This is a genomic window from Longimicrobium sp. (assembly GCA_036389795.1).
Lineage (GTDB): Bacteria > Gemmatimonadota > Gemmatimonadetes > Longimicrobiales > Longimicrobiaceae > Longimicrobium.
On sequence record DASVWD010000046.1, the window covers coordinates 19,856 to 43,729 of the forward strand.

Below are 23,874 nucleotides of genomic sequence, written 5' to 3' on the forward strand. Positions count from 1 at the left end.
CTGCACTGCGTCTGCACGATGTGCCTCTTCCCGGAAACGCGGCGAAGGGTGGGCCGCGTACGGGGCAGGATGAAGGATGGGAGCATGAACCGCCGGTCGCACGGCGGGCAGAAGCCACTACGTGCAAGAAACGGGAATTCTGGGATGCAAGTGTGTCGAAGATGGTAAGTCGTTCGTCGGCAACGGATAAGAGGAAACGCACCGGGCGGGGGCGGGCGTCCGTCCGAGGCGGCGGCGCATCGTTTCGAGACATGGGCGCAACGTTCCCGTGCGCGGGTTTGCCGCGCGCCCGCGCGCCGATTACTTTCTCCGCTTCACCGAAACCACTCGACCGACGGAGCCGCGCCCTGACCCCGACGCTCGTCACCACCGACCTCCCCTTCCCGCTCCGGGTGCGCGGGAAGGTGCGGGACGTGTACGACCTGGGCGATGCGCTGCTGATGGTGGCCACCGACCGGGTGAGCGCGTTCGACGTGGTCATGCCCGACCCGGTCCCCCGCAAGGGCGAGGTCCTCACCCTGATCTCCGCCTGGTGGTTCGCGCGCACCGCCGACCTGGTGCCCAACCACCTCCTCTCGGTCGACCCCGACGAGATCGCCGCGCGCCACCCGGAGCTGGCGGAGACCCGCGAGCTGTGGGCGCGCCGCGCCATGCTGGTGCGCAGGCTCCGCCCCTTCCCCGTGGAGTGCGTGGTGCGCGGCTGGCTCTCCGGCTCGGCCTGGAAGGAGTACCGCGAGTCGGGCACCCTGGCCGGCGAGCCGCTCCCCGCCGGGCTGGCGGAGTCGGACCGGCTGGACCCGCCGGTCTTCTCGCCCGCCACCAAGGCCGAGACGGGGCACGACGAGAACATCCCCTTCGCGCGGATGCGGGAGATCGTGGGCGCCGACGCCGCGGAGGCGCTCCGCCGCCACTCGCTGGCGCTGTACGGGCGCGGGCGCGACCTGGCCGAGCGCGCCGGCATCATCATCGCCGACACCAAGTTCGAGTTCGGCGCGGACGAGGACGGCACGATCCGGGTGATGGACGAGATGATGACCCCCGACTCGTCGCGCTTCTGGCCGGCCGAGAGCTACCGGCCGGGCCGCGGCCAGCCCTCGCTCGACAAGCAGCCGCTGCGCGACTGGCTGGAGGAGCTCGTGGCGCGCGGGGAGTGGAACAAGGCGTACCCCGCCCCCGGCCTGCCGCCCGAGGTGGTGGAGGCGACGTCGCGGAGGTACCGGGACGCGTTCCGCCGGCTCACCGGGATGGAGCTGGACGACTTTCCCTCAAGCGGCGGGAGGGCGTCGTGAACCGGCTGTGGGACCCGCCGCGGCGGCGCCGGCTGAAGCGGGGGATCATCATCCTCCCCAGCGCCTTCACCGTCGGCAACCTGTTCCTGGGCGTGTGGGCCGTGGTGCACGCCGCCCGCGGCGACTACGCCTCCGCCGGCTGGCTGATCGTGCTGGCGGCGGTGTTCGACATGCTGGACGGCCGCATCGCGCGCTTCACCGCCACGGGGAGCGCGTTCGGCGAGGAGCTGGACTCGCTGGTCGACGCCATCTCCTTCGGCGTGGCGCCGGCCCTGATCGTGTACTTCACCTTCCTGCAGCGCGGCGGGGAGTGGAGCTGGATCGTCGCCTTCCTCTACATCGTGGCCGCCGTCTTCCGCCTGGCGCGCTTCAACATCGAGCAGGCGGGCACGGCCAAGGTGGCCTTCCACGGGCTCCCCTCGCCCACCGCCGGCAGCTGCGTGGCCACCTTCTACGCGTTCACGCAGACGGAGCTGTGGGCGCGCTGGTTCTCGGGGGTGGAGGCGGGGCGCGCGGCGGGGTGGCTGATGATGTTCATCGCCCTCCTGATGGTGAGCAACGTGCTCTACCCGGTGGTGCCGCGCTTCTCCTTGAGGACGTGGAGCGGGCGCTTCGCCGTGCTGCTGGCCGTCGCCTCGCTGGTGGCGGCGTTCACGGTGCCCGAGTACTTCTTCTTCCCCTTCGCCATCCTCTACATCACCTACGGGCTGGTCCGGACGGTGCTGCACGGCTTCGAGGAGCGGCTCCCCGAGCAGGACCCCCTGCTGGACGAGGAGCCCCACCCCGAGGAGGTGCGGACGGTGGAGTACGAGGCGATGCGGCCGGGGCCGCGGGCCGGGGCGGAGCCGCGCCCCGGCGACAACCACGAGGAGCCGACGTGAGGGACTTTCGGGTGGAGGTGCGGGTGACGCCCCGCCGCGGGATCCTGGACCCCCAGGGGAAGGCGGTGGAGGGCGCGCTCGGCTCGCTGGGCTTCGCGGGCCTGAGCGAGGTGCACGTGGGCCGGCTGATCGTCTTCACCCTCTCCGCCGACTCCGAGGAGGACGCGGCGGGGCGGGCCGACGAGATGTGCCGGCGCCTGCTGGCCAACCCGGTGACCGAGGACTACGACGTGCGCGTGCATGGGCTCGCGGGGAGCGCGGGGCGATGAGATTCGGCGTGGTGACCTTCCCCGGCTCCAACTGCGACTACGACTGCTACAAGGCGGTTCGCGACGGGCTGGGGGCGGAGGCCGTCTTCCTCTGGCACAAGGAGCACGACCTGCAGGGGGTGGACGCGGTGTTCCTCCCCGGCGGCTTCAGCTACGGCGACTACCTGCGCGCGGGCGCCATCGCCGCGCTCTCGCCGATCATGCGCGAGGTGAAGGCGTTCGCGGAGGGCGGCGGGCCGGTGGTGGGGATCTGCAACGGCTTCCAGATCCTCTGCGAGTCGGGGCTCCTTCCCGGGGCGCTGATCCGCAACCGGAGCCTGAAGTTCCGCAGCCGCCCGGTGCACCTGCTGGTGGAGCGCGCCGACACCCTCTTCACCGCCGAGTACCGGGTGGGCGACGTGCTGAAGGTGCCGATCGCGCACGGCGAGGGGCGCTACTTCGCCGAGCCCGACGTGCTGGACGAGCTGGAGGCGAACGGGCAGGTCGTCTTCCGCTACTGCGACGCCGAGGGGCTGGTCTCCCCCATCGCCAACCCCAACGGCTCGGCGCGCAGCATCGCGGGGATCGTCAGCGCGGCCGGAAACGTGCTGGGGATGATGCCGCACCCCGAGCGCGCCGTCGAGCCCGTGCTCGGCTCGACCGACGGGCTGGGGCTCTTCCGCTCGCTGGCCGCGGGGCTGGTGACGGCAAGTGCGAAGTGCTGAGTGCGAAGTGCGAAGTGCGGGACTCCGGAAGGATGAACGGTCTGCGCCCAGGGGCGGAATCATCAAAGCAGTTTGCAAGGAGACCGGGCACTTCGCACTTCGCACTTCGCACCTCGCACTTCGCACCGGGGTTCCAACACCGGAGGTGGACGATGAGGCTTAGGCTCATGGCCGCGGCAGCGCTGGTGCTGGCCGCCTCGCCGGCCCTGGCGCAGGGGGGCACGATCTCGCAGGGGATGACCGCGGAGCAGGTGCGGGGCGTCTTCGGGGCGCCGGCCGCCGTGCGCGCCTCGGGCGAGTGGACGTACTGGTATTACCTGAACGGCTGCCCCGTCCGCTGCGGCTCGGACGACGTGGTGTTCTTCCGCGAGGACCGCGTGGTGGCCGCCGTGCTGCGCACCCCGCGCCGCCGCTTCGAGGGCCCGCGCGCGAACGACGCCCTGGAGCGCTACGACGACGTGAGCGCCGCCGCGGGCGCGGTGGCGCCGGCCGCCGAGCCGCCGGTGCAGATGCAGGTGCGCCGCCGCGGCGAGCAGGCCGAGCCCGCGCGCGTGGGCGGCGTCCGCGTGGAGCCGGGCGAGGGCGGCGAGCCCCGCCGCGGCGAGGAGGACGCCCGCATCCGCACCGGCGACTCGGGCGGCGCGCGGCCCCCCGCGCGCGCCGGGAGCGACGCCGCGGGCGAGGGGCGCTCCACCGTCATCCGCGCGGGCGAGACGCGGCCGGCCGAGGGCGGGCGCCCCGAGCCCACCGACTCCCGCCGCTTCGGCGCCGTGCGCGACAGCGCGCTCGGCCCCCCGGCGACGGCGGTGGACGACGAGCGGCGCGAGCGCGAGGGCCGCGTGGAGCCCAACACGGTGCGCGCGAGCCCCGACACCATGAACGCCGACCGCCGCGCCCGCGAGCGCCGCGTGCAGCCCCGCGTCGTCCCCCGCGGCAATCCTTGAGCGGGTCGGGTGGAGGTGGTAGACTACCGCGGAACCGGGCCCCCGCCCGGTTCCGCGGACTCGTTTCGAGGCCCGGTAAACTTCCGGGGGGTGGCGCGAGCCGGCATCCGTGCCGCTGCCGCGCCCGACCCACGCGGCGAGGCGGGTAGATTCTTCGGCCCTGCGGTCGTCGGAGCGGAGGCTGGTCCGGGGTGGCCGGGCCTCAGAATGACAGCAGGGGCTTTCGATCAGGATTGGTGTTCAATCTGTTGTAGCCGCGGCTTTAGCCGCCCTTTGGGCGCGGAAACGGCGCCCTCGACCGAACCGATTCAACCGCACGGAGCACCTTGGCCGCACAACCGCGCCCGGGAGACCCCGCGATCACGCCGGAGCTGGTCGCGGAGCACGGCCTTTCCCCCGAGGAGTACCGGCTCATCCTGGACATCCTCGGGCGCGAGCCCACCTACACCGAGCTCGGCGTCTTCAGCGCCATGTGGAGCGAGCACTGCGGCTACAAGAACAGCAAGCCGCTGCTGCGCAAGCTGCCCACGAAGGCGCCGTGGGTGCTGCAGGGCCCCGGCGAGAACGCGGGCGTCGTCGACGTGGGCGACGGGCTGGCGGTGGCCTTCAAGATCGAGTCGCACAACCACCCCTCGGCGGTGGAGCCGTACCAGGGCGCGGCCACCGGCGTGGGCGGCATCCTGCGCGACGTCTTCACCATGGGCGCGCGCCCGATCGCCATGCTCAACTCCCTCCGCTTCGGCGAGATCGACGGGGCGGAGGGCGACCGCGTGCGCTACCTCTTCGCCGGCGTGGTGAAGGGGATCGGCGACTACGGCAACTGCGTCGGCATCCCCACCGTGGCCGGCGAGGTCTACTTCGACGGCGCGTACGAGGGCAACCCCCTGGTCAACGCCATGTGCGTGGGGCTGCTGAAGCACGACGAGCTGATCCGCGGCGTGGCGGCCGGCGTCGGCAACGCGCTGATGGCGGTGGGGGCCAGGACCGGGCGCGACGGCATCCACGGCGCCACCTTCGCCTCGGCCGAGCTGTCGGAGGAGAGCGAGGCGAAGCGGCCGCAGGTGCAGGTGGGCGACCCCTTCACCGAGAAGCTGCTGCTGGAGGCCTCGCTGGAGCTGATCCGCTCGGGCCACATCGTGGGCATCCAGGACATGGGCGCGGCGGGGCTCGTCTCCTCGTCCACCGAGATGGCGGCGCGCGGGGGGACCGGGGTGGACATCGAGATCACCCGCGTCCCCGTGCGCGAGCGGGGGATGACGCCGTACGAGGTCCTCCTCTCCGAGACCCAGGAGCGCATGCTCGTCGTCGCGAAGCAGGGGCGCGAGGAGGACGTGCGCGCCATCCTGGGGAAGTGGGACCTGGACGCGGAGACGATCGGCCGGGTGACCGACACCGGGCGCTACGTGGTGCGCGAGAACGGCGCGGTGATCGTGGACCTCCCCGGCGAGCCGCTGGTGGAGGCGTGCCCCACCTACACCCGCGAGGGCGTCGAGTCCCCCGAGATCGCGGCGCTGCGCGCGTGGGACCCGGCCACCCTGGAGCCGCTCTGGGAGGAGCGCGACCCGGGGTGGACGCTGGAGCGGCTGCTCGACTCGCCCACCATCGCGTCGAAGCGCTGGGTCTACGAGCAGTACGACAGCACGGTGCGCACGAACACCGTGGTGGGCCCCGGCTCCGACGCGGCGGTGCTGCGGCTGCGCGGGACCGAGAAGGCCATCGCGATGACGGTGGACTGCAACGGGCGCTACGTCTACCTGAACCCCTACCGCGGCGGGAAGATCGCCGTGGCCGAGGCGGCGCGGAACCTGGTCTGCTCGGGCGCGATGCCGCTGGCGGTGACCGACAACCTGAACTTCGGCAACCCGCTCAAGCCCGAGGTCTACCACCAGATGTCCGAGGCGCTGCGCGGCATCGGCGAGGCCTGCGCGGCCTTCCAGACGCCGGTGACGGGCGGCAACGTCTCGCTCTACAACGAGAACCCGCGCGGCGCCATCTACCCCACGCCCACCATCGGGATGGTGGGGCTGCTGGACCACGTGGACTTCGCCACCACGGCGGCGTTCAAGCGCGCGGGCGACGTGATCCTGCTGCTGGGCTCCAACACCGCCGAGCTGGGGGGGAGCGAGTACCTGAAGGTGGTCCACGGCCTGGTGGCGGGCGACGCGCCCGAGGTGAGCATCCCCTGGGAGATGCGGCTGCAGCGCGCCGTCTACAACGCCATCAAGGCCCGCCTGGCGGCCTCGGCGCACGACTGCGCCGAGGGCGGCCTGGCCGTGGCCCTGGCGGAGTGCGCCTTCGGCGACGGGAGCGCGCCGTTCGGGGTGGACGTGGAGCTGGACGACGACCTGCCGGCGAACGCGCTCCTCTTCGGCGAGGCGCAGGGGCGCGTGCTCCTCTCCTGCCGGCCGGCCGACCTGGACCTGCTGACGCGGGAGCTGGGCTTCCACCAGGTGACGGCCCGGCGCATCGGCACCGTGGGCGAGCCGGGCGGCGTCTTCCGCGTGGCGGCCCGGGGCGGGACGATCGAGGCGCCGGTGGACGGGCTGGCGGCGATCTACTTCGACGCCATCCCGCGCCGGATGGACGGCACCCCGGCCGACGTGGAGACGTCGCTGGAGTCCGAGGTCTACCGGCCGTAGGGGCCCGCGAGGGGCCCTCACCCGGCGCCGCTACCGCGTCGCCACCCTCTCCCGACTCCGGGAGAGGGTACTCGACGGGGTTCGCGACGGGGAGCAGGCATCTGCGCGGGGGCGGGGGCGGGCGAGGCGGGCCTCGCCCCTACGGGGATCCTGGCGATAAGCGTGGATCTCCGCCCCGCGAAGCTCCCTCTCCCGCGCAGCGGGGGAGGGCCGGGGAGGGGGCACCCCATCCGCGGCGGCGCGAACGTCGGTCGACAGCCGCACGGCTCCCGCAGACCGGTGTAGTACCCGCGCTCTGGAAACCTTCAACGCAGGACTTCCTCTCCCGTGTGTGGAATCGTCGCGGTCTCGGGGAACGCGGACGCCGCCCGCCACATCTTCCTGGGGCTCTACTCCCTGCAGCACCGGGGGCAGGAGGCCGCCGGCATCGCCACGTACGACCGCGTGCGCCGCGAGAGCCACCGGCACCGCGAGGCGGGGCTGGTGTCGGACGTCTTCCGCGAGGAGGTGTTCGAGAAGCTCCACGGCGACGTGGGCGTGGGGCACATCCGCTACTCCACCGCCGGGGGCGCGGGGCTCAAGAACGCCCAGCCGATCCGCGAGACGTACCGCTCGGGCGAGCTGGCGCTGGTGCACAACGGCAACCTCACCAACTTCCACGTCCTGCGCGACCGGCTGCTGAACGAGGGGGCGCTCTTCCGCAGCACCATCGACAGCGAGGTGATCGTCCACCTGGTCGCCCGCTCGCGCGCCGAGACCGCCGACGAGCAGATCCTGGACGCGCTGGCGCAGCTGGAGGGCGCGTACTGCCTGCTCGTCACCGTCGACGACGTCCTCTACGCCGCGCGCGACCCGTACGGCTACCGGCCGCTGGTGATGGGGAAGCTCCCCGACGGCGGGCTGGTGGTGGCGTCGGAGACGTGCGCGCTCGACATCGTGGGCGCCCGGCACCACTGCGACGTGCTCCCCGGCGAGCTGATCCGCATCCGCGGCGGCGAGGTGGAGGAGGTGATGCGCATCCCCCGCTTCGTGGCCGATCCGCAGCCGTGCATCTTCGAGCTGGTCTACTTCGCCCGCCCCGACACGCGGCTGTGGGGGTACACGGTCGACCGCGCCCGCCGCGCCTTCGGCCGCCGCCTGGCGGAGGAGCGCCCCGCGCCCGGCGCCGACATCGTGATCTCCGTCCCCGACTCGGCCAACTCGGCGGCCGTGGGCTACTCCGAGGCGTCGGGGCTGCCGTTCGAGCTGGGGCTCATCCGCAACCACTACGTGGGCCGCACCTTCATCACCCCCGGGCAGGCGGGGCGCGACTTCAAGGTGCGGATGAAGTTCAGCGCCGTGCGCGAGGTGCTGGACGGCAAGAGCGTGGTGGTGGTGGACGACTCGCTGGTGCGCGGCACCACCAGCCGCGCGCTGGTGGGCCTGCTGCGCGAGGCGGGCGCCCGCGAGGTGCACTTCCGCCTGGCCTCGCCGCCGGTGCGCTGGCCGTGCTTCTACGGCATCGACATGCCCACCCGCGAGGAGCTGATCGCCGCGAGCCTCTCCCTCGACGACCTGCGGGTCTACCTGGGCGTGGACTCGCTCGGCTACCTCTCACTGGAGGGGATGGTCGACTGCGTGAAGGAGAAGGAGGAGACCTACTGCGTGGCCTGCTTCACCGGCGACTACCGCGCCCCGCTGGTGGACGCCGAGCACGGCCTGGCGATGAGCTCGCACTGCTAGGGGAGTGCGTGAGTGCGTGAGTGCGAAAGCGGCTCGCGCTCGGCGTAGGGGAATCTCCCTCTTGCCCGGGGCGGCGAATCAGCCGACCTTGGTCTTCTGACGCGCGCAGAGGGGATCGGGACGGACGCGGCGGCACGCCGAAGCGGCCGCGCCGCCTGGTTTGCGGACGAATGTCATTCCGAGGGGAGCGGTAGCGACCCGAGGAATCCAGCTCGTCGCGGCTGGTGGGCCGCTCCCGGCGCGGGAGCCCGCCGGCGCGCCGTCCCCGATGCCGCTGGATCTCGTATCATGCCCGCAACTCCCGCCCGACGGAGGGCACCATGAAGTACCGCACCTATCCCGGAACCGACATCACCGCCTCGGAGGTGGGGTTCGGCGTGTGGACGCTGGCCGCCGGCTGGTGGGGCGAGTTCACCGACGACCAGGCGGTCTCGCTGCTGCACCGCGCCTACGACCTGGGGATCACCCTCTTCGACAGCGCCGACACCTACGGCAACGGGCGGGCGGACGAGCTGCTGGGCCGCGCCTTCGCCGGCCGGCGCGACCGGGTGACCATCACCACCAAGGTGGGCTACGACTTCTACGCCCACCCCGACGCGCGCCGCGGCCAGCAGGAGATCCCGCACAACCCCGACCCGGCCTTCCTCCGCTCGGCGGTGGAGCGCTCGCTCCAGCGGATGGGGACCGACGTGGTGGAGATCGTCAGCTTCCACAACGCCAAGGAGGAGCACGTCGCCGACGACGCGGTCTGGGAGACGCTGGAGCGGCTGCGCGAGGAGGGGAAGATCCGGGCGTGGGGCGCGGCGCTGGGGCCGTCGAACGGCTACCTGTTCGAGGGGCTCGACCTGGTGCGCGAGCGGCGGGTGAAGAACCTGCAGGTCATCAACAACGTCCTGGAGCCGTTCCCCGGCCAGATCCTCACGGAGGCGGCCGAGCAGGCCGGCGCGGGGATCCAGGTGCGCGTGACGCACTCGTCGGGGATGCTGGAGGGGCACTACACCGAGGACACGCAGTTCGCCAAGAACGACCACCGGCGCCACCGGCCGCGCTCCTGGCTGGTCAACGGGCTGAAGAAGATCGAGACGCTCGGCTTCCTGCACGAGGGGCGCGGGATGACGCTGGGGCAGGCGGCGCTCAAGTGGATCCTGGCCTCGCCCGCGGTGATGACGACGCTGCCCAACATCTACAACCTGGAGCAGCTGGAGGAGTTCGCCGCCGCGCCCGACAAGCCCGACCTCACGCCGGAGGACCTGGCGCGCGTGGCCGAGCTGCAGCGCACCAACTTCGGCGTACACGAAGACCACATGCGCTACAAGGGCACCATGCTGCGCGACGGCGAGCCGCTGGGCCCCGTGTACCGCTACCCCGGCGACGGCTTCCCCGGCGCGCCCGAGGGCGAGCCCGTCAAGGAGCCGGTGGCGGCGGACTGAGTCGGCGGGTCATCGAGTCGTCACGAACGAGGAGGCCCCGGCGAGCGGATCGCCGGGGCCTTCGCGCGTCCAGCCGCGAGGTGCGGCTCATACCGGATTCAGGAATCAGTGTGCAACCCGGTCCTCTCGCGAACTATGTCATTCCGAGCGGCGCCGCGGCACCAATCCGGAATCCACGCCTGAGCTGGGCGGCGCCCGAGGAATCTACTCACCCCGCCCGGATGCCGGCTCCGTACATCGATCCGGCCTCCTGCCGCCCGCGGATGGATTCCTCGGGAGCCCGGCCGGCTTCGGTGGCGAACGCGAGCTCAGCGCATCGGGCTCCGCTCGGAATGACAGCTCCCACTGCAAAGCGAATCCCGGAGGATGGTACCACACCAGGTCCAAGCAGGCATCCGTGCCGCTACCGCGCCCCACCCACCTGCCAGGGTGAGTAGATCCTTCGGCCCTGCCGTCATCCGGGCGAATACTGGTTCCGGTGTGACCGGGCCTCAGGATGACAGCCTCACCGCGCGCGAGCGCCGCGTCCGCCTCGACACGGCAACCGATCTCCCGGGTTCGGTATCAGCCGCGCTTCGCCTTGGCCGGTCTCTTCGCCGTCACCTCCCTCCCCACCGCCGGCGCGGCGGCCTGAAGCGGGGGGATGTCCTTCGGCTGCACGCCGGCCTGGAGGAGCATCTGCCGGGTGATGGAGTCCTGCGGGATGCGCAGGTCGATCAGCGACAGGCCGCGCTGCGTCTTCGCCCGCGCCAGGGCGTCGTCCAGCTCGTCGAGCGTCTCCACCGCCACGCCCCACCCGCCGCGGAAGACCTCGGTGAGCTTCGCGTAGTCCCACGCGTGCAGCAGGTCGAACGCCTCGGGCGGGTGCCGCTTCCCGGTGGAATCGGGGACGAAGTAGTACGGGTCCACGAACGCCTGCTCGATCCCGTACAGGGCGTTGTTGAAGACGAACACCACCGTGTCGTGCCCCGCGCGCACGATGTCGGAGACGGCCTGCGCGATCTCCTGGAAGCCGCCGTCGCCGCAGAACACCACCGCGCGCCGCCCAGGGTCGGCGAAGCCCACCCCCAGCGCCGCGCCCGGGGTGAAGCCGATGGAGTTCCACGCCGCCTGCGCGATGAAGCCGCCCTTCCGCTCCACCGGCAGCTCGGCCGCCGAGTACAGCACGATGCTGGTGTCGGCCAGCAGCACCATCGAGTCGTCCACCCAGCCGCGGATGCGCTCGAAGAAGCGGTTGTACGTCACCCGCCGCTCCCCTCCCGGCACCGACGCCGACGGCGTGGTGTCGACCGACGCCAGCAGGGCGCGCGCCTTCTCGCCCGGGGTGGGAACCGCCTCCAGCGCGGGCGCGGCCTCCTTGGGGGCGCTCCAGCCCTCCTCCCGCAGCCGCTCCAGCAGGCGCTCCATGAACGCGGCCAGCGGCACGTCGCGGAACGTCTTCCGCCCCACGCGCACCGCGTTGCCGTACGCCAGCACCATGTAGTCGTAGCGCTCCTGCGCCCACACGGCGAAGTCGTCGGTGACGATGGGCCCCAGCCCCAGCACGCAGGTGGAGGCGTCGAAGAGGTCCATCACCTTCTCCACCGACGAGGCGCCGTCGAAGACGCCCAGGAACCCGGCCGTGCTCTCCGGGAGCAGCCCCTTCCCGCACAGGTCGCTCGCCCAGGGGAGCCGCGTGGCGCGGATGAGGCCGAGGAGCGGATCCTGGAGCCCGAAGCGGGCGACCTCCACCCCCGCCCAGACGACGGGGGCCGGCGCGCCGCGCAGCTTCTCCAGCGTCGCCTCCACCGCGCGCTCCAGGCGGCGCCTGGACGTCGGCAGCTTCCCGGGCGCGAGCGGGCCCAGCGGGCGGCGGCACTCCGCGGTCCAGGCGTTGGAGTAGAACTCGAGGTACACGGGACGCTTCCACGCCAGCATCGCGCGCAGCGCGCGGTCGATCTGGCGGGGGGCGCGCCACCCCTCGCTCACCACCTCGCGCGCGACGGTCACGTTTTGCACCGACTCCGCGTCGGCGCAGAGGGTGCCGGTGGAGTGGTGGAAGAGGATGCCCTCGTGCCGCTCCACGTGCCGCTGCTTGAACGAGGGCGAGCCGATGATCAGGACCACCGGCACCTCTTCCACGTACGAGCCGGCCAGCGCGTTCAGCACGCCGAAGGTGCCCACGCCGTAGGTGAGGCACATGGCGCCCGCGCCCTTCATGCGCGCATAGGCGTCGGCCGCGTAGCCCGCCACCCACTCGTTGGTGGTGCCCACGCGGACGAGCCGCTTCTCCGGGTCGGCGTCGATGGTGCTCAGGAAGGCGCCGGCGTAGTCGCCGGGGACGGCGAAGACGTGCTCGGCGCCGATCTCCTTCAGGCGGTCGATCAGGTAGTCCGAGACGGTGTAGGTCGCAGCCATGCGAGCTCCGGGTGCAGGGGTCGGTGGACGGACCGCCGGACGGACGGCGCCGGGGCAAATCCGTAGGGGCGAGGCATGCCTCGACCGGCGGACGCCGGCTCGTGCGCGGGAGGCGGGCTCCCGCGCCGGGCCGCCTGTGCTCGGACTCGCATGCTCGCCCCTACGGAACCCGTCGCGTTCGGACGGTGGGCGGGATTACCGGCAGATCGGCAGGGAGCCTCAGTAGCCCAGGCTGTACTTGTCCGGGGGCGGGAGCCACTTCGGGCGGTCGAGGCCGAAGTGCTCCTCCAGCATCAGCTCGGCGGTCTGCAGCGCGCCCTCCACCCACCCCTGGTTGATGGAGTACGCCTCGCCGCAGACGAACACCTCCTCGCCGGGGACGGGCTGGCGGATCTTCGGCATGATCTCCCAGAACTTGAAGCCCGCCTTCCAGGCGTGCCACCCGCCGCCGTACGGGTCGTCGGACCAGTCGTGGTAGGCGGCGGCGTACGGCCTGGGGACGAACTCCAGCCCGTGCACCTCGCGCACCTGCGCCTGCGCGGCCTCCACCATCTGGCAGGTGACGGGGAAGCCGTTGACGGGCTTCGCCTCGCGCCCCGGGTTCCAGCGGTTGCGCTCGCCCAGGAAGGGGTCGCCCTCCTCCAGCGCCTTCCAGTACGGCACGCTCCCCAGGTCGTTGTAGCTCACCATCATCAGCGAGTTGTAGTTCTTAGGGTCGCTGTGGGGCTGCTCGCCCTCGGTCTGGAAGTAGAAGGTCTGCCGGAGCGGCATGTCGGTGATGGAGCGCCCGGCCTGCAGCCCCAGCACGCGCCACCACGGGTACGGGTACGCCAGGAAGATCTTGAACGCCGCCTGGATGATCACCGCCTCCACCATCTCGCGCACCTCGCGGTCGCGCGCGAACGGCTCCCAGTTGATCAGCTCCAGCGAGCGCCGCGGCATGGCCAGCACCACCCGCTTGGCCACCACGCGGTGCGTGCGGGTGGCGCCCTGCTCGCGGCGGTCGCGCGACTTGCCCAGCTCGTTCGGCTCGGTCTCGGCGAAGAGGAGGGCGTACGACCCCTGCTCGTTGCGCCCCATCGAGTCCAGGCGCCGGTTCATGCGCACCTCGCCGCCGGCGGCCTGGAACTCGGCCGCCAGCGCGCGCGGGAGCGCCTCGTAGCCGTCCACCAGCGTCTCGTACTTGACGCTGGGGCCGAACTCGAACACCGGGAGCGAGAGCACGGCGTTGGAGTTGGCCACGTTGGTGTAGTAGCCGCCGGCGTCGTCCATGTACTGGTACGCCTCGCTGCTCAGCACCTCGTACAGCAGGTTCCAGAAGCCCAGCTTGTACAGCTTCTCGCCGTTCAGCACCTCCACCTCGTTCCACTCGTCCTGCGTGAGCTCGCCGGCGTTGGGCACCAGCGAGTCCATCACGTACTTCTGCAGCTGGTCGGGGGTCATCCCCTGCTCGGTGGGGTTCATCAGGTACGGCACCAGCGCGGGGTCGGTGAGCTGCGAGGCGCGCAGGAGCCGGCGGCGCAGGTACATCAGGTTGTTGGAGCCGCCGGGGTCCTTCTCCGGACCCATGGGGAAGGGGCGGGTCTCCAGGCCCAGCTGCTCGATCAGCTCGCGCACGAAGGCCTGCGTCTTGGGGATGAAGCGCATCCCGCCCAGCTCGGCGTTCACGTGCGGCATCCCGGGGAGCTGGTCCGTGTACAGCCGCCCGCCGATGCGGTCGCTGTACTCGAAGAGCACCACGTTCAGCTCGGGCTTCTCCTGCTTGAGGCGCCACGCGGTGTAGGCGCCGCCCATCCCGCCGCCCACCACGGCCACGTCGACCGCTTCGGCGTCGGCCTGCTCGCGGGTGAAGGGAGAGAACATCTCGTGGACCAGCGGACGGGTCATGGGTGCCCTCCGGGCGGGGGATGGAGGTCGGCCCGCGCGAACGAGGTTGTTCGCGCGGTGTCTCCCGAAGTGCGGCTGGCGGGGGCGGAACTGCTACTCCCGACGGAGGCAGTTACGGGGAAAGACGACGGAGGGGCATCGTACTTCTCACGTCTTCCACTGTCAATGATCGTCGCGGAACGAAGTGGCTCCGAAAGGTGCCGCCGAGGCCGCCTCTGCCTGCGATGCAGTGCGGGCGCACCGGACTCCAGGGGCGCGAGGGCGAGCTTCGTCCCGCCCTGTAAGACAGAGTCGATTTCCACAAATGTTTGCTTGCCCGCGCGAACCCGGCTCCACATCATGAAGGTCCGCAGTTTGGCGGGAGGCGTGCGGTAACTTCAGCGCGCGATTGTTTTGATCGACGAAGGGGAGGGCGATCATGCTAACGCAGGAGACAGGGTTACAGGTTCCATCGGTTTTTCCGCCACCCAGGCGGCCGATCGAGGACTCGATCCTGGTCATTTTCTCAGTCGCGCAGACCGCGCCGGAGTACCTGCAGGCCGCCGAGAACGCCGTAAACACCTATGAGCGCCCGGACATCCGCGACGACCGTCCCCACGATCCCCGGCGGCTGGTACGCACACACGCGGAGGTGTTCGGGATTCCGGAGGGCGTGTCTCCCGGGCGCACCCTCAACACCGAGCTGGTGAAGGCGCTGAAACGGTGCGTGGGCGCCATCGCCTTCGTCGACGACCTGCGGCCCAACATTGCCTACGAGCTCGGCTTTTTCCACGGGAAAGGCGCCCCGGTCCTCCTGCTCACCTCCTGCTCGCCGGGCCGGTCCTGGCGCCAGATCTCGGACCTGGCCGGCGCCGCGACGGCGAAGTTCACGAGCAGCAACCTCCAGACGCTGATCCACAAGTACCTGGACCGCCTGTTCGCCGAGCTCGAAGACATCGCTCCGTGGCCCACGTATACGTTCCCCAAGCCGGGCCAGAACCTGCTCGCGAGTGACGAGATCGAGGTCAGGTGCGATGGATGCGAGATCGTCGAGGACGGCCCGTTCGGCCGGATGGTCCGGCTGTCGCGGTGGGAGAGCCCGCTGAACCTGTCGATCAACGGAAGCCTGTCTCCCCACGCACGGTTCAAGATCGCGGTGCGCAGCCCCAGCGAGGCGCACTACGCGGTCTACTTCGAGCTCGGGTTCCAGGACGCCCGCAAGAAGGAGCGCCAGGTGTGGCTGGGGCTGAGCTCCTGGCTCAAGCGTGGCGACTACCGCAACGACGAGCGCAACCTGCCCGTCGACCCCGCGAACCGGCAGTGGCGGTACGTGACCGGCACCTTCGCCGACCTCCTGCGGCAGGCACGGCTTTCCCACGTGAAGAACGAAACGCTGAAGCGCGTCAGGCTCCGCCCCGGAGAGCCCCACAGCGCCGACGACTCGCCGGTGGAGTTCGGCTACCTCGAGATCGTCGGAGTGCTCTGACGCGGCACCTCGGCGCGTACGAAGGGAACCATCGCCACGCCCACTGCCTGGAGGCCCCGGCGCTCGCACCGCCGGGGCCTCCGGCGCATGGGGCGTGCAGCCCTGCCTCTGGCCGCCAGTCCACCGCGACACATCACGGCTTCCACGCGGACGCTCCCACCGCGCCCGCCGTCCGCACGCGGGCCACCGGACGTCACGCACCTCGGGTGGCGAAAGGAAGCGCGCACCCGCTACATTGACGGTGTGGTCGAACGATGAGGGAGTTTCGATCCTTCTACGAGCGAACCGCGCCCCCGCAGTACGCCCCCTGAGACGAGTCTCCCGCCCCACCAGCCCGCCGGCAGACCCAATGGAAGCCAGCGACAGCAAGACGACGCGGCCTCCGGACGCACCTGCAAAGCCAGCTGCGTCCGATTCGAGGTCCAGGAAGTCGAAAGAAGCTGCCCCCAGACCTGCCGGCGGGCGCGGCCGCAGGGCCGTCCGCGCGCTCGGGCGCGGGGTGCGGCGGACAGCGCGCGTGGTCCTATGGCTCGTGCTGGCGGTGGCGCTGCTCACCGTGGTCACCACGGCGTGGGGGATCGCGCACACGCCGGTGATCGGGCCGGTGTCGGGGCCCATCGTCAACGACGTCACGAAGCTGAACCCGGTGGAGGTGGCGCGGGTGATCGCCCCCACCAGCGAGGCCGAGATCGTGGCGGCGCTGCGCGGCACCACCGGCCCCGTCTCCATCGGCGGCGGGCGGTACAGCATGGGGGGGCAGACGGCCACCGAGGGCGCGCTGCAGATCGACATGCGCCGCTACAACCGCGTCGTCCGGCTCGACACCGCCGCCAAGACCCTCACCGTGCAGGCCGGCGCCACCTGGCGGCAGATCCAGGAGGCCATCGACCGGTACGGCCTCTCGGTGAAGGTGATGCAGTCGTACGGCAACTTCACCGTGGGCGGCTCGCTCTCGGTGAACGTGCACGGGCGCTACGCCGGGCTCGGCCCCATCATCTCCACCGTGCGGAGCTTCCGCATCCTCCTGGCCGACGGCACGGCGCTCACCGCGTCGCCCACCGAGAACGCAGAGGTCTTCTACGGCGCCATCGGCGGGTACGGCGGGCTGGGGGTGATCACCGAGGCCACGCTGGACCTGGCCGACAACGTGCGCGTGCGCCGCACCCGCACCACCATGCCCGTCGGCCGGTACGCCGCGTACTTCAGCCGCTCCGTGCGCGGCCGCCCGGACGTCGTCTTCCACAACGCCGACATCTACCCCAACGAGTACGACCGCGTGAGCGTGGTGACGTTCACGCGCACTAACGACCCCGTCACCGTCCCCGACCGCCTGATGCCGCGGCGCGAGAGCTACCCGACCAGCCGCTTCGGCACGCGCGTGGTCACCGGCTGGCCGGGGGGGAAGGAGATCCGCGAGCACGTGCTGGACCCGCTGGCGTACCGCGGCGAGCACGTGGTGTGGCGCAACTACGAGGCGAGCTACGACGTGGCCGAGCTGGAGCCGGCCTCGCGGAAGAAGTACACCTACGTGCTGCAGGAGTACTTCATCCCCGTGGGCCGCTTCGACGAGTTCGTGCCGCGGATGAGGCGCATCTTCCGGCGCCACCGCGTGAACGTGGTGAACGTCTCCATCCGGCACGCCACGCCGGACCCGGGCTCGCTGCTGGCCTGGGCGGGGGAGGAGAAGTTCGCCTTCGTGGTCTACTACAAGCAGCGCACCAGCCCCGAGGCCCGGCGCGAGGTGGCGGCGTGGACGCGCGAGATGTCCGACGCCGCCCTGGCCAGCGGCGGCAGCTGGTACCTGCCGTACCAGCCGCACGCCACCCCCGAGCAGTTCCGGCGCGCCTACCCGCGCGCGGGCGAGTTCTTCGCGCTCAAGCGCCGGCTGGACCCCGGCAACCGCTTCCGCAACAAGCTGTGGGACCGCTACGACCCCGCGGGCCCGGCGCGGCTGGACGTGGGGACGCCGGAGCGGGCGGCGCTGGCGCGCGTGGAGGGGTACGCGCGGCCCGAGTCGCAGAGCTTCCTGGCCCACCCGGAGTGGTTCATCGTCTACAGCGCCGACGAGTACGCCGCGTGGACGAAGGACCGCCTCCCGCACGCCTTCCCCTACGCGCGCTCGATCGGGCAGTTCTGGCGCAACTGGGCGCAGGTGTCGCGCGCGTCGCGCCGCGAGAACCCCGGCAACGCGGGGTACGCGCTGATGCTGGGGGTGATCGGGACCAGCTTCTCGGTGGAGTACAGCATCAAGAACGCGTACGAGAACACCCTCGGCCGGCTGAGCGCCTGGACGGCCGGCGGGCGCATGACCGACGAGGACCGCTTCGCGCACCAGGTGGCGGCGGACTACGGCCGCTTCATCCACACCATCCCCTGGTACCGCTACCCGTTCGGCGCGCAGCTCGGGCGCCTGTGGAGCGACGTGCCGCTCTGGGGGCCGCACCCGCTGCGCAAGTGGGAGCGGCGCCTGTCGCTCACGCTGGAGTACGCCGTCAAGGGCGCCTACGCGTGGATGCTGGGCGGCGCCACCGGGGCCGCGTACGCGCCCGAGGACCTCAGGATGGGCCTGGTGGTGTTCGGCGACACCGCGTCGCTGGCGCCGGGAGACAAGCGCGTGCTCGCGCGGCGCCCGCTGGGGCCCCGGCACGCGCTGCTCACCACGGAGCGCTACGACGCGTTCGGCGGCCTGCTGCGGGAGAGCGCCCGCCGCGGGGAGACGACGCCGCTGGTGGAGATCGCGGGGAACGACGACATCGTGGTCACGGGGGTGGCGCCGCGGGAGTGGCGCTACGTGGGCCCCGACGCGGAGTTCCTGTACGCGCTCCCGCTGGCCAGCGACGCGCGCCGCATCCGCCCCGTGCTGAAGGTGCGCACGCGCGACCTCCTCCCCTTCCTGCGGCGCATGGAGGCCGAGGGGCGGCTGGCGGTGGACCACGTCTACGACTACTGAGGGCCGGCTCCGGAATCAGCTGTGCACCACGGAAAGAGGTTATCCTGAGGCCGGCCAGACCGCAGCCGCGTCCACGCGAATCGTCGCAGGCCGAAGGATCCGTGGCCTGCATTGCGAAGGATCTTCGCCGATACGGGCCATAGATCCTTCGGGCGCGCAGGCTCTCGCGCGGAAACGAGTCGAGCGCACGCGCCCTCAGGATGACAGCATTGAGGGTCGTGCTCAAATCAACGTCTCTCCATCACACACACCGGGAGGGGTGATGCTCAGTCTCAGGAAGGTGGCGTTCGGGGTGGGGCTGTTCGGCACGATCGTGGTGATCCTGGGATGGATCCCGGGGATCTCGCCGCACGCGGGGCACGAGCGCATGATGTTCGGCGCGTTCGCCATCAGCGCCGTCGACGACATCACCCACGGGCTCACCGCGCTGGCGGCGTTCGCGGCCGCGCTGCACTCCGAGCGCGCCAGCCGGCTGTTCCTGGTGACGTTCGGGTCGTACTACGCGCTCGACGCCACCTTCTGGCTCCTCAACGGCTTCGTCAACGACCAGCCCTGGACGGCCGACATCATGCTCAACCTGCCGCACGTGGTGGTGTCGTCCATCATGCTGGCCGCCGCGTACGGGCTCAAGCCGGCCGACGACCGCGCGAGGGCGCCGGCCCCGGCCTGAAGACGAAACCCCAAAGCCTCACACGGAGGAAACGGAGTCGACGGAGAACTGCATCGGGGTTCTCCGTTGACTCCGTTGACTCCGTGTGAGACATGCGGTTTACCGATCTCGATTCCGAGCGATGGCAGATCGATACGACGTGATCGTCGCCGGGCTGGGGGCGATGGGGAGCGCCTCGGCGTACCACCTGGCGGCGCGCGGGGCGAAGGTGCTGGGGCTGGAGCGCTTCGGGCCGCGCCACGCTCTGGGCTCCTCGCACGGCGACAGCCGCATCATCCGCGAGATGTACTTCGAGCACCCGCTCTACGTCCCCCTCGTCCAGCGCGCGTACGAGCTGTGGGAAGCCCTGGAGCGGGACGCGGGCGCGCCCCTGATGCACGTCGCCGGCGGTCTGATGCTCGGCCCCGCGGACGGCATGCTCGTCACCGGGACGCTGCGCAGCGCGGCGGAGCACGGCCTACCGCACGAGGTGCTCTCGGCGCGGCAGGTGCACGCCCGCTGGCCCGCGTTCGACCCGGTCGAGGAGTTCGTCGCCGTGGTGGACCCGCGGGCGGGCTTCCTGCGCCCGGAGGACTGCACCGGGGCGCACCTGGCGCTGGCCGCCGGCCGCGGGGCGGAGCTGCGCTTCGAGGAGCCGGCGACGGCCTGGGAGGCGGACGGCGAGGGCGTGCGGGTGCGCACCCCCGCGGGCACCTACCGCGCCGGGCGCCTCCTCGTCGCCGCCGGCGCGTGGACGCGGGAGCTGCTGCCGGGGCTCGACCTGCCGCTCGCCGTCGAGCGCCAGGTGCCGTTCTGGCTCGGCGCGGCGGGAGAGGAGTACGAGCCGGAGCGCTGCCCTATCTACGCGTGGGAGCACACGCCGGGGTTCATCGGCTACGGCTTCCCGCGCCTGGAGCGGGGGGTGAAGGCGGCGCTGATGCACCAGGGCGAGGTCTGCGCGGGTCCGGACCAGGTGCGGCGCGAGGTGGACCCGGCCGAGGTGGAGCCGCTGCGGGCGGCGCTGCGGCAGATCCTGCCAGGCTTGGCCGGCGCGCCGGTGCGCGGGGGCCAGGTGTGCCTGTTCACCAACACGCCGGACGGCGACTTCCTGGTCGACTTCCATCCCGAGCACCCGCAGGTGCTCCTCTCCAGCCCGTGCTCCGGCCACGGCTTCAAGTTCGCCTCCGCCATCGGCGAGCTCCACGCCGACCTCCTGCTGGAGGGCCGCACCCGCTTCGACCTCGCGCCGTTCCGGCTGGAACGGTTCGCGGGATGAGCGCCTCCCGCGGGCGGGCACGACTCCGCCCCGCGTACACGCCGTCCCGGTCGGGCCATCCGGACGTCCGGGGGGGTTGCGCGGTCGCCGCTCACAGCGCATGTTTGTCGTCCGTAACGCGTTGGGTCGAAAGGGGCTACCGTTCATCGAGGTACCATTCGGCTGTCCCGCCGCACCGATCGGCGGTGAGGGCCGGGCGTGGCACCCCTCGAAGTCGTCCGGGCCGACGTTCCGCCACGCCTCCGGACGCCTCCGCCCCCCTCGAAGCTTCCCATCATCCATCCAGTCGAAGGCACGCGGCCCGGGCAGATCCCCGGGCCGGGAAAGCCGTCGACCTCCTGAACGATCTCCGTTGGCGGGATCCGCTTCGCCGGGCTCGCGCTCCACGCTGATCACGTGAAGCGCCGGCGACCGGCCGGCCCGGTTCCGCCGCTGTCGGTGCCGGTCGGTATCTCCAGGTCTCTCTCCAATCTCTTTCCCCACCGTCCGATGAGCTCTCCGTTCCCCAGTTCCCGCCACCGGCGCCGCCTCGCCGGGCTCTGCGGCGCCGCCGCCCTGTTCCTGGCGGCCCCCGCGCCGGCCCAGCACGCCGACCGCTTCACGCAGGCGCTCGAGCGGGAAGCCGCCGGCGACTTCGCGGGCGCGCGCGCCCTCCTGCGCCACCCCGCCGTGCTGCGCGACACCGCCCAGGCGGAGCACGCGCGCAGGCTCGACCTGCTGCTGCGCACGCTGGACGCCGCCCACTCGTACCTGCACGCGGGCTACCCCGACAGCGCGATGTCGGTGGTAACCGGGCTGCGCCTGGACCCCGTGGGCGACGTCTACCTCAACATGCGCCGGCTGCGGATGGTCGACTCGCTCCACGAGCTCGCCCGCCAGCGCGCGGATGCGGCGGGCCGTGAAAAGCTGAGGCTCGCGCAGGCGGACTTCCGGGCCGGCCGGCTCGACATGGCGATCGAGAAGCTGACGGCCCTGCAGTCCGCCAAGGGCACCTCCCGCGCGTTCCGAGACCTCGTGGACGCCGAGCTGCGCCGGGCCCAGGAGGAGAAGCGCACGATGAGCCGGGAGTTCGCCGCCAGCGCGCTCAGCGAGTTCGGAACTTCCAGCAAGACCCTCCTGCGGCTCCTGGGCTGGCTGGCGGTCGGCGTCGTGATGGCGGGGCTGCTCACGATGCTCGTCGGCGGGATCCGCAAGCTGCTCCCGGTGAGGAAGGGCACCGGGCTGGCCGTGGTGGACCTCACCGCCCCGGAGGCGGACCGGGAGCGGCAGAGCCGCATCCTCATGCGCGAAATCCACCGGACCATGAAGGAGATCGAGGAGCGCGGCGACATCGTGCCGGCGGGACGGGTGAAGGACCTCGACGGCTTCCCCTACCTCCCCACCAACTTCTCGATCATGGCCGAGATGCGGTCGATGCTCGCCGACGAGCCGGTGACCATCGGGCTCTTCATGCTGCGCCCGACGCAGGTGCTCGCGTTCTTCGAGAGCCTCTTCAACCTCTCGCACGAGTGGCTGCTGAGCGGGTACCTCAGCGCGGCCCCGGACGGCACCGTCACCCTGTTCGTGGAGCGGGTCCCCGGCAGGCGGGAGCTGCAGGTCTGGGGGCCGCTGCGGCGCCTGCACGCCGGGCTGCTGCGCCTGACCGGCCGGGCGCGGCCCGGCGCCGCCGCGGCGATGCCGCGCCTGGCCGCCGCCGGCGGGCCGCCGCACGCGGGCAGGGGGCACGCCGGGCGCTGGAAGGAGAGGGGCACCGGAGACGACGCCCGCGAGCAGGCGATCCGCGAGTTCGCCCTGCACTACATGTACGACCTGGCCGAGTCCAAGCCGGCCTCGAATTGGTCGGCCTTCCTCCACTACCAGCGCGGCCTGGAGCTGCTCGCCGACGCCGACGACGCGGACGTGCGGGAGCAGCTGCTCGACGACGCGCGCGAGCAGTTCCAGGACGCGGCGAGGCAGGATCCCGGGAACTGGATGGCGAAGTTCAAGCTGGCCGAGACGCTGCGCAGGCTCAACCGCCCCGGCGAGGCGATCCAGTACTTCAACTCGCTCGACCGGCTGGTCAACGGCGACCACCGGGGGCACTCGGAGCGGCTCAGGGACTTCCTCGCCCGCTCGCCCGATTTCCCGCTGGTGCTCGACTACCACCGCGGCATGACGCTCTCCATGTTCCTCACCGTCGAGGAGCAGGACCGGGCCATCCGGATCTTCGACCAGCTGCTGGAGGAGCTCGCTCCGCTTCCCGTCGTCTCCTCTCCATCCGCCAACTAGAGGGGAGGCCGAGACGATGACGAACGCACAGGGCCTGCTCCCGCGCGAGGGCCGCCGGCGCTCGCCGCAGATCCCGGACGAGCAGCGCAGGCGGCTCGTCTTCCTGGTCCGCAGCGCGCGGGCGTCGGCGCTCTCCTCCAAGCAGGAGGCCCTGCTGGAGCGGGACGGCAACGCCGTGCGCGAGAGCGAGGAGTTCCGCTGCATCGCGGCCCAGATCGCCACCATCGTGCGGGAGCTCGACGAGATCCCCACGCCCGAGGGCGGCGAAGACCGCGAGAGCTACGAGCTGGCGCTGGCCGCCGCCGAGAACGCCCACGGGCGCTCGCTCCACCTGATGGGCGACTACCAGCAGGCGCTGACCGTCTTCCAGCAGGCGCGCGCGCGGGTCCCGGACATGGTCGACCCGTACATCGGGATCGCGGCGGCGTACCTGAAGCTGAAGCAGGAGGGCGACCGCCGCTGGGCGGAGCACACCGAGGACGCCCTCGAGAAGGCCCTCGAGCTCTCCCCGCTGAACGAGAAGGCGCACTACTACTTCGGGCGGCTGGAGGCGGAGCGCGGCAACTACGAGGCGGCCAAGCAGCACTTCGAGGCCGGGGGCCGGAGCCACCACTGGAACCTGTACCAGCTCGCGCGGATCGCGCACCTGGAGGGCGACGACGACCTGGCCGTCAGGCACCTGCGCGGCTCGATCAAGCTCCTCCAGCGCCCGGACGTGCGCTACGAGCTGTTCATCCGCTGCGTGCTGCGCAAGGCGCAGCGGCAGCCGCCCGTCGAGCTGTCGGTGCTGCGGGAGGCCGAGCGCTACGGGAAGGCCCTGCAGAAGGCGGGAGAAGACCGCGCGGCCAAGACGCGCGCGGGCAAGCTGCTCGCCCGGGTGGTCGCCCTGCTCTCGGGCGAAGAGACGGACCCGGACCCCGACGACCCCGGGCCGATGTAGCGGTGGCGCGGCCGTGATCCTGGCCGCCCGTGCCACCCCGGACGGCTCGGGGGGCGTGCCGGAACGGGCGATCCATCTCGCGGAGGATCGTTCGGGATCGCGATCGTCACCGGGCGTCTCACACGGAGACGGAGTCGTCGGAGAACCGCGTGGGTTCTCCGTCG

Annotated in this window: 16 protein-coding genes; 14 read left to right on the forward strand and 2 right to left on the reverse strand. The window is 71.7% G+C overall.

Annotated elements, in window-relative coordinates:
* The first annotated feature begins 251 nt into the window (after window positions 1-251).
* The 8 genes from VF746_05265 (at window position 252) to VF746_05300 (ending at window position 9,878) form a co-directional block, all read left to right on the forward strand.
* Entirely contained in the window at window positions 252-1,289 is a 1,038-nt protein-coding gene (locus tag VF746_05265) for a phosphoribosylaminoimidazolesuccinocarboxamide synthase (GenBank protein ID HEX8691804.1), read from the forward strand.
* Window positions 1,286-2,170, forward strand: coding sequence for a CDP-diacylglycerol--serine O-phosphatidyltransferase (gene pssA, locus VF746_05270; protein ID HEX8691805.1), 885 nt, complete (start codon window positions 1,286-1,288; stop codon window positions 2,168-2,170). The genes VF746_05265 and pssA overlap by 4 nt, the downstream gene beginning before the upstream one ends.
* Window positions 2,167-2,439, forward strand: a complete 273-nt coding sequence (purS, locus tag VF746_05275; GenBank protein HEX8691806.1) for a phosphoribosylformylglycinamidine synthase subunit PurS — start codon at window positions 2,167-2,169, stop codon at window positions 2,437-2,439. Before pssA ends, purS begins: the two co-directional genes overlap by 4 nt.
* Window positions 2,436-3,143: a phosphoribosylformylglycinamidine synthase subunit PurQ gene (gene purQ / locus VF746_05280; GenBank protein HEX8691807.1), complete on the forward strand. Its 708-nt coding sequence runs from the start codon at window positions 2,436-2,438 to the stop codon at window positions 3,141-3,143. Before purS ends, purQ begins: the two co-directional genes overlap by 4 nt.
* 152 nt (window positions 3,144-3,295) lie before the next feature.
* Window positions 3,296-4,087 carry a hypothetical protein gene (locus tag VF746_05285; GenBank protein ID HEX8691808.1) on the forward strand — a complete coding sequence of 264 codons (792 nt, stop codon included), beginning with the start codon at window positions 3,296-3,298 and terminating at the stop codon, window positions 4,085-4,087.
* Between the two features lie 326 nt (window positions 4,088-4,413).
* Window positions 4,414-6,726 (forward strand): phosphoribosylformylglycinamidine synthase subunit PurL, encoded by a 2,313-nt coding sequence (gene purL / locus VF746_05290; protein ID HEX8691809.1) that lies wholly within the window; start codon window positions 4,414-4,416, stop codon window positions 6,724-6,726.
* Between the two features lie 327 nt (window positions 6,727-7,053).
* A complete protein-coding gene (gene purF / locus VF746_05295) occupies window positions 7,054-8,448 on the forward strand; it encodes an amidophosphoribosyltransferase (GenBank protein ID HEX8691810.1) in 1,395 nt (464 codons plus the stop codon).
* 320 nt (window positions 8,449-8,768) lie between these two features.
* Window positions 8,769-9,878, forward strand: coding sequence for an aldo/keto reductase (locus tag VF746_05300; protein HEX8691811.1), 1,110 nt, complete (start codon window positions 8,769-8,771; stop codon window positions 9,876-9,878).
* A 564-nt stretch (window positions 9,879-10,442) separates the two neighbouring features.
* On the opposite strand, the gene VF746_05305 is transcribed toward VF746_05300, so the two are convergent.
* Complete coding sequence (locus VF746_05305) at window positions 10,443-12,275, reverse strand: thiamine pyrophosphate-dependent enzyme (GenBank protein ID HEX8691812.1); 1,833 nt, start codon at window positions 12,273-12,275, stop codon at window positions 10,443-10,445.
* A gap of 219 nt (window positions 12,276-12,494) precedes the next feature.
* On the reverse strand, window positions 12,495-14,162 hold the full coding sequence (locus VF746_05310; protein ID HEX8691813.1) for an NAD(P)/FAD-dependent oxidoreductase: 1,668 nt from the start codon (window positions 14,160-14,162) through the stop codon (window positions 12,495-12,497).
* 418 nt (window positions 14,163-14,580) lie between these two features.
* Here VF746_05310 and VF746_05315 point away from each other — a divergent pair, with 418 nt between their 5' ends.
* From VF746_05315 to VF746_05340, 6 genes are all read left to right on the forward strand, one after another.
* Complete coding sequence (locus VF746_05315) at window positions 14,581-15,627, forward strand: hypothetical protein (GenBank protein HEX8691814.1); 1,047 nt, start codon at window positions 14,581-14,583, stop codon at window positions 15,625-15,627.
* Between the two features lie 517 nt (window positions 15,628-16,144).
* Entirely contained in the window at window positions 16,145-18,577 is a 2,433-nt protein-coding gene (locus tag VF746_05320; GenBank protein ID HEX8691815.1) for an FAD-binding oxidoreductase, read from the forward strand.
* Between the two features lie 262 nt (window positions 18,578-18,839).
* Window positions 18,840-19,247 carry a hypothetical protein gene (locus tag VF746_05325; protein HEX8691816.1) on the forward strand — a complete coding sequence of 136 codons (408 nt, stop codon included), beginning with the start codon at window positions 18,840-18,842 and terminating at the stop codon, window positions 19,245-19,247.
* Window positions 19,248-19,368: 121 nt separating this feature from the next.
* Window positions 19,369-20,502: an N-methyl-L-tryptophan oxidase gene (gene solA / locus VF746_05330; GenBank protein ID HEX8691817.1), complete on the forward strand. Its 1,134-nt coding sequence runs from the start codon at window positions 19,369-19,371 to the stop codon at window positions 20,500-20,502.
* A 489-nt stretch (window positions 20,503-20,991) separates the two neighbouring features.
* Window positions 20,992-22,770 (forward strand): tetratricopeptide repeat protein, encoded by a 1,779-nt coding sequence (locus VF746_05335; GenBank protein HEX8691818.1) that lies wholly within the window; start codon window positions 20,992-20,994, stop codon window positions 22,768-22,770.
* Window positions 22,771-22,786: 16 nt separating this feature from the next.
* On the forward strand, window positions 22,787-23,710 hold the full coding sequence (locus VF746_05340; protein ID HEX8691819.1) for a hypothetical protein: 924 nt from the start codon (window positions 22,787-22,789) through the stop codon (window positions 23,708-23,710).
* Window positions 23,711-23,874: the final 164 nt, after the last annotated feature.